We start from the raw sequence: 12,457 nt of genomic DNA, 5'->3' as shown, positions 1-12,457 counted from the left end.
GATGTAATATGACATCTTTATTATAAGGTGTTTTGCTTTTTTTACAAAATATAGACATTTCACCTATACTTTCCGCATTTGTCCTACATACAGTGTACTATCCCATTTTTTATCCCACTCTTAACGCATATGAAAATGAAAAAATCGAAAAGGAGCGGAGAAACATGAATTATATAGAAAATAATGGATTGTATTATCGAAATCATCATGGAGGACACAATCATGGTGGGCACAATCATAACGGTGGACATCATCACCATGGAGGACACAATCACTATGATCACCATCATCATCACGGAGACGGATGGGGCTGGGGTGGTGGTAGTTCATGGGGAGGCGGATTTTTCCCTGGAAGCTTTGCAGGAGGAGTGTTAGGCGGACTAACAGCTGGTGCATTAACAGGTGCAACAAGTGGAGGGTATTATCCGGCTCCATATCCAGTAGCTTATCCGTCGCCATACCCTGTAACGTATCCAATGCCATACCCAGGTTATCAGCAAATACCATATTCGTATTAAACTAAAAAAGAGGCTATCCTCTTTTTTAGTTTAATACGGTATTTATTTATAAAATACTTCCAAAATTAAGGTGAAAATATGTTAATATTTTGTTATTGTAATTCAAAAACATATACATTGATGTAGAGTTTTATATTATTATTCGTGAATAGTTATGTAGTATGTTCTAATTTCTATTTCGTTATTAAAAACAAAGAGATCAGATGTGAGTGGTATTAGTTGGAAACAAGGCTTGCATAGAGCCACTTAAAGGGATTGCAGTATAATAAGGTACGAAATAATTAGGGAGATGAGAAGCTACTATTTATAATTAGAACGGTATAATATTGCTTTTTATTACAAATAATATTATGTTATTTTAATCGGTCTATTCAAAAAGATAATTTATGTAATGGGCTAGTATTAGAAAATGAAATATCTCTATTTCTATGAAGAGAAACAGGTTGTGTTTTAGTCAGATAGAAGCAAGGAGAGATGCGCATGCTAGAACAGAGAGGTCATGCATTATATGACTCTTCATTGCGAGATTTAAAGTTAGCATTAGATGAGTCTTCAATTGTTGCAATTACAGATCGAAAAGGTCTTATTACATATGTAAATGATAAATTTTGTGAAATCTCTAAATACAAAAGAGAAGAATTAATTGGAAAAGATCACCGTATTTTAAATTCAGGACATCATCCAAAAACCTTTTTTCAAGACTTATGGAAGCGTATTTTGAATGGGAAAGTATGGACAGGTGAGATTCGGAATCGAGCAAAAGATGGTACATATTATTGGGTCAAAACAACAATTGTTCCATTTTTAAATGAAAAAGGAGAGCCATACCAGTTTATCGCAATTCGAAATGATATTAGTAGTAGAAAAGAAGCGGAACATAGATTGCGGCTAAGTGAAAGTCGTTATAGGGAACTTGCCTATCATGATGCTTTAACGAGTTTGCCTAACCGTTTACAATTAATAACGACCGTTAACGAATTGATTGCAGATAAAAAAGAATTTGGTATGATTTACTTTGATTTGGACCGTTTTAAATTAGTAAATGATACATTAGGTCATATGATAGGGGATTTACTTTTAAGTGAAGTTGCTTCAAGGTTGCATTATGTACTAGGAGAGAAAGATGTTCTGGCTAGGCTAGGTGGCGACGAATTTGTGCTGTTAACAAAAAATCATAGACAAGATGATATGAGTCAGTTAGCGACATCTGTGTTGTCATGTTTTCAGGCACCATTTATGCTGGAAGGCCATGAAGTATACATTTCAGCTAGTCTAGGACTTTGTTCTTATCCACAAGACGGACAAGATGTGGAAACGTTATTGAAAAACTCTGACTTAGCTATGTATAGTGCAAAAGAACAGGGGAGAAACGCTGCGTGTTTCTTTACAGATGAGCTACGCGCGAAAATAAATCGTAGAATGAAAGTTGAGTTTGCTTTGCAAAAGGCAATTCGTGATGAAGAGTTAGATGTAGCATTGCAGCCTATTATTGATTTGAAAACGAAGAGATATTCTGGTATAGAAGCTCTAGTACGTTGTATGACAGAAGACGGACCTATTTCACCAAGCGAATTTATCCCTGTAGCTGAAGAGTCTGGACTTATTATAAAACTAGGAGACTGGGTATTAGAAAAATCATGTCGCTTGTTTAAAACATTGCCGAATTATCAAGAAGGACTAAAGTTATCTGTGAATTTATCTATACAACAATTAATGCAGAAACGTTTTATTTTATCAGTACGTAGCATTTTAAAGAGAACTGGTTTTCCTCCGAACCGTTTAATATTAGAAATAACGGAAAGTATTGCAGTCCGCCATTTTGATTATATTATTGCTACATTACAAGAATTAAGAAATATGGGTGTTTTAATTGCTTTGGATGATTTCGGAACTGGCTATTCTTCCTTATATTATTTAAAACAACTACCACTGGATATTGTAAAAATTGATCGTAATTTTATTCGTGAATTTCATTATGATCACGCACAACCAGAACGAACGATTGTAAAATCCGTTATTGAAATTGCTCATAGTTTAAATTTAGCAGTAGTTGCTGAAGGAGTAGAAACAGTAGAGCAAGAGAGTTTGTTACAATCAATGAGCTGTGATTATGTACAGGGATTTTATTATGCGAAACCTTTATCTGTAGGAGAGCTAAAAGAAAAGTTAATTACAGATTTTTAATAAAAAAGAGAAGCCAGCAGCTTCTCTTTATTTAATCCGTTTTTTGTGAGTCTTTCATTAGTACTGGATAAAGAATAAGACCTAATACGAACAATCCAATTCCTAAGAAGAACGTTTTTAAATCAGCAGTTCCCGTTTTGATAACCCAAATGGAGTATACCAACGCCAATGTAGTAATGATTCCATCTTTTACTCGAGATCCTGGCAGTATATCATACGTTTCTCCTGTAATAACTAATTTTAATTGGTACAAGGTAGAAACAAGGTATGGAATTAAATAGGCTAATGTTGCTACGACGATAGCGAAACTATACGCTTCTGAAACAGTACCAGAAATCGTTGAAAATAAGAAAATTTGCGTCATTACATTTGTAATCAATAATGATTTTGCAGGACTACCTTTTTTATTTGTTTTCCCGAAAAACTTAGGGAAAAGTCCATTTTTTGCTGCCTGGTAAGGTACCTCTGAACTAACAACAATCCAGCCAACTGTAGATCCAAATAAAGATATAAGAGCGAGTAAAGCCATTATATATGCACCTTTATTTCCAATTGCTAAATTTAATGCGTCTACTAATGGTTTTTGAGACTCTTTTAAAGCATCTTGCGGAAGAGCTCCCATTGTAAGTAAAGTAATTGACATGTAAATAAGAAGAGCGATAATTAATCCGAAAATCGTAGCTTTTTTTACATCGCGCTGTGATTTTGCACGATTAGAAAGCATAACTGCTGATTCAATACCGATAAATGCCCAGAGTGTTGCAATAGCAGCTGAATTGATTTGTCCACCTAATGAGATTGATTGTCCTGCTTCATTCATAAAGGTTTGACCGTCTCCGAAATTAGAGGCGTTGAAAATGAATAATGTAATTACAATAAACATTGTAAATCCAATAATTTTTGCAATGGTAGCAAGTAGATTCATGTTTCCAGCTCGATCAATATTTTGAGAAAGAATATATTGAATTCCCCACAGCATAAGGCTACATACGAGGAAAGTTAATCCTTTTCCGAGTTCCAGTGAAAATCCATTTATTGAAAAAAGAATTTGCTTACTTTGTAAAACTGGAAAGAATGTTGATAAATATCCAGCAAAGGAAATAATAACAGATGCTGTTGCAGCCCAGTTAGCAGCCCAATATCCCCATGCCATACTATATCCTGCAACTTTACCAGCTTTTTTTGAAGGAAACATCGCTTGAGCATAGCTTTGTGGTCCAGCTTTTAATTCTGGTTTCCGAATCGCTAAATTTCCAAATACAAGTGCAATCATAAATACGCCAAGGCCTGTAATACTCCATGCGAGTGTAGAACCCATTGGCCCTGATACTTGTGCTAAATTTGCTGGAAGCATAAATACGCCACCGCCAACCATATTCCCGATAACAAATGCTGTTAAAACCCATAATCCCCATTTTTTCGTTTCCATTTTTGTTAACTCCTTTGTAGTAAGTTTTGCTTAAACATCATTTTTTACTAGCTTTTTGACAATAAAAAAAGAGCCATGTAGATAAAAAAATACCTACATGGCTCTTTCGCCAAAGCGTAGGTACAACGGGAATAACCCTTGTACCTACGCGTAATTTTTCCGCTAGGTTTCAAGGGTTACGTATGATGATGATGTTTTTGTGCAAATGTAACTACAGTTGTTGTATAAGTAAGCATAGTTCTTTGCTCCCTTTCTCCTCTGATTTTGAAGTTAGTATACTACATGTTTTTTTGAATGAAAAGAAAAATATAAAAATTTTTATAAAAATACGTTTTAAAGATTAAATATTTACCTATATTTTTCTTGTACTGGAAAATAAGTGAGAGATTGGCAGAAGAGTGAAGCATGTTATAATACATATAGAATTAGAAGGTGACAAGGGGCTATTGTAGATGATGAGTAAGTATGAACAAATTTATACAGAAATCAGTAAATCTATTGATAATAAACAATTAAAAGAGGGATGCAAAATCCCATCAGAAACAGAATTAATGAAGCAGTATGAGGCAAGCCGAGGCACGGTAAGAAAAGCTGTAGATTTACTGCAAGAGCGTGGATATGTGCAAAAAATTCATGGGAAAGGTGTTTTTGTTTTAAAGCGAAAAAATATTGAATTTAATTTTGGCGGTATTGTAAGTTTCCAAGAAGAAAATGAACGTTTGGGACGTCATTGTATTACGGAAGTTGTGGAAATGGACAAAGAAAAAGCCACAAAAGAAATTGCGAAATTATTAAATGTAAAAGAAAAAACAGAGATTGACCATATTAAACGTGTACGAAATATTGATGGAGAAAAAGTAATTTTAGATATAAATCATTTTGTATCTGAGTTTATTCCAGGATTAACGAAAGAAATTGCAACTGCATCGATTTATAAATACATCGAGAAAGAGCTTGGGCTACATATTAGTTATTCGCAGAGGGTAATAGAAGTACAGCCATGTACAGAGGATGACAGAAAGTATTTAGATTTAAATGGAACAGACTATGTTGTCGTTGTGAAAAACTTTACACATTTGTATGATGGAAGTCAGTTTGAATATACAGAATCACGCCACCGTTTAGATATTTTTCACTTTTCGGATGTGGCACGCAGGAAGTAAAGAGGTGGAACAAAATATTGTTTCATCTCTTTTTTTTATAAAAAAAACACAAACTCGTATATACGAGTGTTGACTAACTTATATATACGAGTTAATATGTAATTGTAAACGGTATCAAAAAAAGAAAAGAGGGACGGGAATATGGGGAAAGACTATCGTAAAACAGCAGAGGAAGTGTTGCAGTATATTGGTGGGAAAGACAATATTGAACAAGCTGCACATTGTGTGACGAGGCTCCGTATCGCTTTAAAAGATGAAAGTAAAATAGATAATGATAAATTACAGTCTGTTTCATTAGTGAAAGGAGCGTTTCATAACGCTGGTATATTTCAAATTGTAATTGGTCCAGGGGATGTAGATCGTGTTTACGCTGAATTGATAACGCTTGCAGGTATGAAAGAATCGACTGTAGCGGACGTAAAAGACTCTGGAAATCAGAAGTTAAATCCAGCTCAAAAGTTTGTGAAAATATTTTCGGATGTATTTATGCCGATATTACCAGCGATCGTAACAGCTGGTTTACTAATGGGTATTAACAATCTATTAGGCGCAAAGGACTTATTTTTTGATGGGAAAAATTTATTAGATGTTTATCCGAACTTAGGCGGGCTTTGGGATTTAATTAATATGATGGCCAATACAGCATTCGTATTCTTACCAGCACTTGTCGGTTGGTCAGCAACGAAGCGTTTTGGTGGTAGTCCAATACTAGGGATTGTTATGGGATTAATGCTTGTGCACCCAGCCTTATTAAACGCTTGGGACTATGGAAAAGCAGCGACTGGTTTAGAGGGTCAAAAGATTGAGTACTTCAATATTTTAGGACTATTCCAAATTGAGAAGGTAGGATATCAAGGACAAATTTTACCTGTTTTAGTAGCAGCATTTGTATTAAGTAAAGTGGAAATTTTCTTAAAGAAACATGTACCAAATGCAATTCAATTATTAGTTGTACCAATTACAACAATCGTTGTGACAGGTGTGTTAGCACTAGGAATTATCGGTCCGGTTACACGTCATATTGGAGATTTATTAACAGTAGGGTTAGTAGGTGTATATGAAACAGTACCAGTAGTTGGAGCAGTATTATTTGGAGCGTTATATGCACCGCTTGTAATTACAGGTATGCATCATATGTTTATTGCAATTGATTTACAATTGATTGCACAACATGGCGGGACATTTATTTGGCCGATGATCGCTCTTTCTAACATTGCGCAAGGTAGTGCGGCACTTGCGATGTTCTGGATTTCTAAAAATCAAAATGATAAAAGTATGGCATCAACATCAGCCATTTCAGCATACTTCGGTATTACAGAACCAGCGATGTTTGGGGTGAATTTACGAAATAAGTTCCCGTTCTATGCAGCGATTATAGGGTCTGCTGTGGCAGCGATATTCATTACATTAAATGGTGTATTAGCACCTGCTATCGGAATTGGCGGATTGCCAGCATTTATTTCTATTATTCCGAAATCGATTCCAATGTTTATTGTAGGAATGATTATTGCAGTTGTAATCCCATTTACTTTAACTTGGTTATTTGCAAAAAGAGTCAAACAGAAGTAGGAGGAAGTTAAACATGAAGGATTGGCATAAAAGTGTAGTATATCAAATTTATCCGAAGAGCTTTAATAGCTATTACAATAAAGAAACCGGTGATATAAAAGGGGTTACAGAGAAACTAGATTATTTAAAAGAACTCGGAGTAGATTATATTTGGTTAACACCGATATACCAATCACCACAAAATGATAATGGATATGATGTAAGTGATTACTACAGCATTAATCCATCTTACGGAACGATGGAAGAGTTTGAAGAACTTTTAGCAGAAGCGAAAGTACGTAACATTGAGATTATGCTTGATATTGTTGTAAATCATAGTTCGACTGAACATAAGTGGTTTAAAGAAGCGAAGGAAGATAAAAATAGTCCATATCGTAATTACTATATTTGGCGTGATGAAAAAAATAATTGGCAGTCTAAGTTTGGTGGATCTGCTTGGAAATATGATGAGAAGACGGAGCAATATTATTTACATTTATTTGATGAAACACAAGCTGATTTAAATTGGGAAAATGAAAAACTTCGTGAAGAAGTATATGATATGATGCGTTTTTGGCTGGATAAAGGGGTAACAGGATTCCGATTAGATGTCATTAACTTAATTTCAAAAGACCAATGCTTCTTAAACGATGAAGGTAGTACTGCGACAAGTGATGGACGCAAGTATTATACAGATGGTCCGCGTGTTCATGAATATTTACAAGAGATGAACCGAAATGTTTTTGCAGGAAAAGATGTAATTACAGTTGGAGAAATGTCATCTACGACAATTGATAATTGTATTAAATATTCTAATCCTGAGCGCAATGAATTAAGCATGACGTTTAGTTTCCATCATTTAAAAGTAGATTATCCGAATGGTGATAAGTGGACGAAAGCAGAGTTTGATTTTATTAAATTAAAAGAGATTATGTCTAGCTGGCAAATTGAAATGCAAAAGGGCGGAGGATGGAATGCGTTATTTTGGTGTAATCATGACCAGCCTCGCATCGTGTCACGCTTTGGTGATGATGGAAAGTACCGAAACGAATCTGCAAAAATGTTAGCGACAGCCATGCACATGCTGCAAGGAACGCCTTATATTTATCAAGGGGAAGAAATCGGTATGACGAATCCTAAATTTGAGTCCATCGAGCAATATCGTGATGTGGAATCGTTAAATATATACGATATAAAGCTAAAAGAAGGGCTATCAAAAGAAGAGATTATAGGGATTTTAAAGCAAAAATCTCGTGACAACTCCCGTACTCCAATGCAGTGGAATGAAGAGATGAACAGTGGCTTTACAACAAGTACACCTTGGATTTCAGTGGCTGAAAACTTTAAAGAAATAAACGTAGAGAAGGCATTAGAAGATAAAGAGTCCGTATTTTATCATTATAAAAAGTTAATAGAACTTAGAAAAACGTATGATGTTCTTACAGAAGGAGAATATGCTATTTTGGATAAAAATGACCCTAAAATTTGGGCATATACTCGTACTACAGAAAGTGAAGTACTACTTGTTATAAATAACTTCTATGGAGAAGAAATAACGTACTCTGTACCAGCGCACGTTCAATTAGATGGAATGAAACAAGAAGTACTACTGTCGAATTATAAAGATGCTAGCAAGGATATTGCAAAACTTAACTTAAGACCATATGAATCAATTGTGTATCGATATACGAAATAAAAAGGTTGTATGCCCATGCGGCATACAACCTTTTATTTTAGGACACCACTGTACAAAATGTTTACCTCTACCTCAGGTTTGAATTTTACTTTTGCATAATCTTTATTCCAATTTTTCTTCTTCCATAAGTCAGGGTGATAGGCGATAAGGTGTCTGCCGATACCGAAAGCATCACAGTTTGCTTTTTGTAACTTTTTCGTTATCTTTTTAGCTTCTTTCGTAAGTTGTGTAGACAATTCTTTATTTAGTTTTTTTCTTTCATCCATTTTGTAAAGATTATCTCTCGGAGCTTCAAGCGCTATAACTTTTAGTTGGAGCTTAATGTGAGCATAAACATTTCCTTTTTTATCTGTTGTTATTTTTAAGTCGCGTTTTAACTTTCGATTGCTAATTTCCATTGTTAAATAATCAGATGTTTTCTCTGATTCATCGCTAGTAAGCTTTTGGGTTATACGGGCACTTGTTCCCATTTTTCCAGTTAATAATACGAATAAAACAGATTGTTTCAAAGGTAAATGCCCAGTTAATTTATCATTATTAAATAAAGCTAGACCGTTTGTAATCACTTCTTTTCCTTTTATTTTTATAGAAGGGAGGGTAAAGTCTTTACCGGGATCTAACATTTTTGTAGAAGCTGTTTCTAAAGTTTCTTTTGGAAACACACTCATATCTTCTAAACTTTTCACTTTTTTCTTTAGAAAATCTCCAATTAGTAAATTTCCTACTTTCTTTTTTTCTAGTATCTCGGATGTTTCACCATCTACTGCAATAAGTTTTACTAAAGCAGTTGGGTTTGTTGGGTCCCGAAAGCTGACATCTAAATAAGGTAATATACCTTTTTTTAGAATTTTGGTTCCTAGTAATTGAACACCATATTTAAAATAACGAATATTCCCAGTCACATTTTTTTTTAGGGCATCGCTTGTATCCCTTATGTTATGCCCCGTTGCTGAATGTATTTCATTTTCGAATGAAGATTGCTCTCCGCTTGAACTTTTTACGAGCTCGATTGTTTGCTGGAGTTTATTCTCTTCCGTAATATCAGATCCAATACTATAAGCTAACCTTGCTTCCCTTAATGGTTCTTGATCCCAACAGCCAGAAAGGACGGAACTAGCACATAATATAGAAAGTAATTTAACTTTTCTTGTGAACATACTGTTCTCCTTTCTTATTTCGTATCACAGAATAAAGTAGAAATAAAAGAGGGAGGACAACAATAAAAATATACGTGAACTTATCAGTGAAAGTTGAGATTACTTTTAATTCTTCAGGTGTATCTATAAATAAGGCTACACTAAAAGCAATAATACCGACGATTGGAACAGCTTTTTTATGATTAGCAAGATTGAATATATGCCCAACTCCGATTGAAGCAGCGCAATAATAACTAGCAATAGAAGCCACAACTGTTATCATCCATATTGGTATAAATAGTAAATCCGTCCGGTCTATAATCCCAATATGTAAGGAACGTAATAAGTAAGCAACTGGTTCTGGAATAAGCTCAATTTGTTTTGGACTAAATACGATAAAGCAAATCCAAACAGTAAAAGTATAAAAAAGAGTTACAAATCCGTTAGCGATAGAAATGGCCTTCAGTTTTGCGACAGAACTCCCGTTTACTTTTGGGAAAGCGATAAGAATGATTTCAAAACCATACATAGCTGTAATTGTTTCTTTGGATGCTTGAATAATATTCCACCATCCAGCTTCTGTAATTGGAAAAATATAAGAAAAGTCAGCCCGTGAGAGCCCAAGTCCAATTAAAAGTGCCATTGGGAAAATAAGAATAGAAGCCATGACATAAAATCGTACAATTACTTTAAATGTATTATAGGCTACATAGCAACAAGCTATTGTAAATAGGATGAGAATGGCAGACCAAGGAGTGGCTTGTAATATCCAAACTTTAATGACATTACAAGCATTCAACATAACCGTCATACCAATAAGCGTAAAATAAAAAACATAAGCAAAACCTAATAGTTTTCCAAACTTATTACCAAATAGCATACAAACACTTTCATACATATCTGCATCAGGAAATCGTTTTAAAAAAAGCCACATAAGTAAAATAATAAGCTGAATTGCAAGCCCGGCGATGAGAGCAGAAATCCATCCGCCACCTTTTGCTATCGGGTGAAGACGGTTAGGTAGAGAAAGGATACCAACTCCGATTTGGCATTGAATAACGAAAAAGGTAAATTGAACGAGCGAAATTTTACTTTGCGTGTTTGTCACCGTCCTCATCCTCTCTCGTTACATGTTGTCGTTGCATTTTTTTCGGTTTTGGATCATGTGGTCGTTCCCAAAACGACCAAATTGGAAGTCTTACAAAAGAATCTTTCATATCTTTTATCCGCATCGGGGCAACAGGAGAAAGATATGGCGTATGAAATGAATGTAATTGACATAAATGAACGAAAGTTATAATGAGACCGAATGATATTCCGACGTATCCGAATATAGCAGCAAGAATCATTAATGGAAAACGAAGAATTCGAACTGCTGAACTCATATCGTTTGATGGAACGAGAAAAGATGAGATTGCAGTTAAAGCTACAACGATAATCATTGTGTAAGAAACGAGTCCGGCTTTTACAATCGCATCACCAATTACTAAACCACCTACAATACCGATTGTTTGTCCAACTCGGCTTGGTAAGCGAATACCAGCTTCCCGTAATAATTCAAAGATTAATTCCATTAAGAGAGCTTCAAAAATAGGAGGAAGTGGTACTTTCTCTAATGAAGCTTTAATTGTATACACAAGTTCGAGCGGCAATACATCAGGATGGAAGGCTACGGTTGCGATATATATAGCTGGTAAGAGAAAGGCAATCAAGAAGCTTACTAGGCGAATCATTCGGACGAAAGAACCAACAATCCAGCGGTTATTATAGTCATCTGGTGATTGGTAAAAAGCAAATAATGTAACAGGAACGATAAGAGCTGTTGGATCTCCATCAGATAAAATAGCAACTCGTCCTTCCATTAAATTTGCTGCGACTCTATCTGGACGCTCTGTATTTAATTGCTGCGGAAATGGTGAGAAAGACGTATCCTCTATAAATTCTTGTATATATCCTGGAGGCATAAGTGCATCTGTCTTAATCGTTTCTAACCTTCTTTTTACTTCTATAACTAAATCGTCATTCGCTATGTTTTGCATATAAGCAATTGCCACTTTCGTATGCATTTCTTCACCAAGTGTGAAATATTTAATGACGACATGTGGACTTTTTATGAGTTTGCGAATGGAAGCTAAATTGGTTGCTAAGTCTTCTACAAAACCAGTATGCGGTCCACGGACAATTCCTTCATTATCAGGTTCTGCTATATCTCTCTTTAAGGATAGAGCTGTTTCGAAAATACAAAAACTGTCGACGTGTTCATGAAAATATAAGGATTTACCTTGTAATAAAAGCTGCACACCATAATTTAAATTCGTTTCTTTTTTCATATTTAATGTAGAAAAAGCTTTATCTATAGCTAAGTCTGACCGTGTCAATAAAGGCTCAAGAGCTAACTGATGAATTAGATTTGGATCTGCTAAAGATTCGATATATAAGATTATTCCTTTTCCGTTTTGAAAAGGGAGATCTAATTTTTTTATATCATCAGAATGAGAAAGTTTATTTTCAATGTAACTAATGTTCTCCGGAAGTGATGGAAACATATGCTTTTGTTTTTTACTCTCTTGTTGTTCTTTTTTCTCTGTCATAATTTCCACCTCTTTTAAAGTGCAATTCTTTCTGTTAATTTTTGTCGTTTGTGAGAAATTTATGCTTGAATTATTTTTTTTAAAGAGGGTTGAAGGTTACGTTACATTGTCTTTTGTGCATTATTCAATTTCATAGCAGTACTTCTAACATTTGTGTCGAATTAAGAAGATATATAGGAGGGATATATATGG

General features: G+C 34.7%; 9 protein-coding genes. 5 read left to right on the top strand and 4 right to left on the bottom strand.

Going from position 1 to position 12,457, the window contains the following annotated elements; genetic code table 11:
* Window positions 1-164: 164 nt before the first annotated feature.
* Entirely contained in the window at window positions 165-518 is a 354-nt protein-coding gene (locus tag ACZDYH_RS25770; RefSeq protein ID WP_166695356.1) for a cobalt transporter, read from the top strand.
* A 480-nt stretch (window positions 519-998) separates the two neighbouring features.
* Complete coding sequence (locus tag ACZDYH_RS25765; protein ID WP_000893345.1) at window positions 999-2,702, top strand: putative bifunctional diguanylate cyclase/phosphodiesterase; 1,704 nt, start codon at window positions 999-1,001, stop codon at window positions 2,700-2,702.
* Window positions 2,703-2,733: 31 nt separating this feature from the next.
* Here ACZDYH_RS25765 and ACZDYH_RS25760 read toward each other — a convergent pair whose 3' ends face one another.
* Window positions 2,734-4,131 carry an amino acid permease gene (locus tag ACZDYH_RS25760; protein ID WP_000448441.1) on the bottom strand — a complete coding sequence of 466 codons (1,398 nt, stop codon included), beginning with the start codon at window positions 4,129-4,131 and terminating at the stop codon, window positions 2,734-2,736.
* Window positions 4,132-4,583: 452 nt separating this feature from the next.
* Between ACZDYH_RS25760 and treR the strand changes: the two genes are divergently transcribed.
* From treR to treC, 3 genes are all read left to right on the top strand, one after another.
* A complete protein-coding gene (gene treR / locus ACZDYH_RS25755) occupies window positions 4,584-5,294 on the top strand; it encodes a trehalose operon repressor (RefSeq protein WP_000987242.1) in 711 nt (236 codons plus the stop codon).
* Between the two features lie 141 nt (window positions 5,295-5,435).
* A complete protein-coding gene (gene treP / locus ACZDYH_RS25750; protein WP_000513935.1) occupies window positions 5,436-6,863 on the top strand; it encodes a PTS system trehalose-specific EIIBC component in 1,428 nt (475 codons plus the stop codon).
* A gap of 13 nt (window positions 6,864-6,876) precedes the next feature.
* On the top strand, window positions 6,877-8,538 hold the full coding sequence (gene treC / locus ACZDYH_RS25745; protein WP_434713462.1) for an alpha,alpha-phosphotrehalase: 1,662 nt from the start codon (window positions 6,877-6,879) through the stop codon (window positions 8,536-8,538).
* A gap of 32 nt (window positions 8,539-8,570) precedes the next feature.
* On the opposite strand, the gene gerKC is transcribed toward treC, so the two are convergent.
* From gerKC to gerKA, 3 genes are read right to left on the bottom strand one after another with little or no spacing between them, the layout of a single operon-like run.
* Complete coding sequence (gene gerKC, locus ACZDYH_RS25740; protein WP_016121831.1) at window positions 8,571-9,695, bottom strand: spore germination protein GerKC; 1,125 nt, start codon at window positions 9,693-9,695, stop codon at window positions 8,571-8,573.
* On the bottom strand, window positions 9,676-10,782 hold the full coding sequence (locus ACZDYH_RS25735; protein ID WP_086412270.1) for a GerAB/ArcD/ProY family transporter: 1,107 nt from the start codon (window positions 10,780-10,782) through the stop codon (window positions 9,676-9,678). Before ACZDYH_RS25735 ends, gerKC begins: the two co-directional genes overlap by 20 nt.
* The gene (gerKA, locus tag ACZDYH_RS25730; RefSeq protein ID WP_434713464.1) at window positions 10,763-12,265 is read right to left on the bottom strand and encodes a spore germination protein GerKA; all 1,503 of its coding nucleotides are present in this window, start codon (window positions 12,263-12,265) and stop codon (window positions 10,763-10,765) included. Before gerKA ends, ACZDYH_RS25735 begins: the two co-directional genes overlap by 20 nt.
* Window positions 12,266-12,457 lie beyond the last annotated feature (192 nt).

Source organism: Bacillus sp. EB V-12 (assembly GCF_056158125.1).
The sequence above is the reverse complement of the archived record's forward strand: the minus strand, read 5'-3'. Positions and strand labels throughout refer to the sequence as shown.

Bases quoted from the DNA above. Each gene is read 5' to 3' on its own strand.
- ACZDYH_RS25770 (WP_166695356.1), top strand. From the start codon at position 165: ATGAATTATATAGAAAATAATGGATTGTATTATCGAAATCATCATGGA.
- gerKC (WP_016121831.1), bottom strand. From the start codon at position 9,695: ATGTTCACAAGAAAAGTTAAATTACTTTCTATATTATGTGCTAGTTCC.
- treC (WP_434713462.1), top strand. From the start codon at position 6,877: ATGAAGGATTGGCATAAAAGTGTAGTATATCAAATTTATCCGAAGAGC.
- gerKA (WP_434713464.1), bottom strand. From the start codon at position 12,265: ATGACAGAGAAAAAAGAACAACAAGAGAGTAAAAAACAAAAGCATATG.
- ACZDYH_RS25760 (WP_000448441.1), bottom strand. From the start codon at position 4,131: ATGGAAACGAAAAAATGGGGATTATGGGTTTTAACAGCATTTGTTATC.
- ACZDYH_RS25765 (WP_000893345.1), top strand. From the start codon at position 999: ATGCTAGAACAGAGAGGTCATGCATTATATGACTCTTCATTGCGAGAT.
- treR (WP_000987242.1), top strand. From the start codon at position 4,584: ATGATGAGTAAGTATGAACAAATTTATACAGAAATCAGTAAATCTATT.
- treP (WP_000513935.1), top strand. From the start codon at position 5,436: ATGGGGAAAGACTATCGTAAAACAGCAGAGGAAGTGTTGCAGTATATT.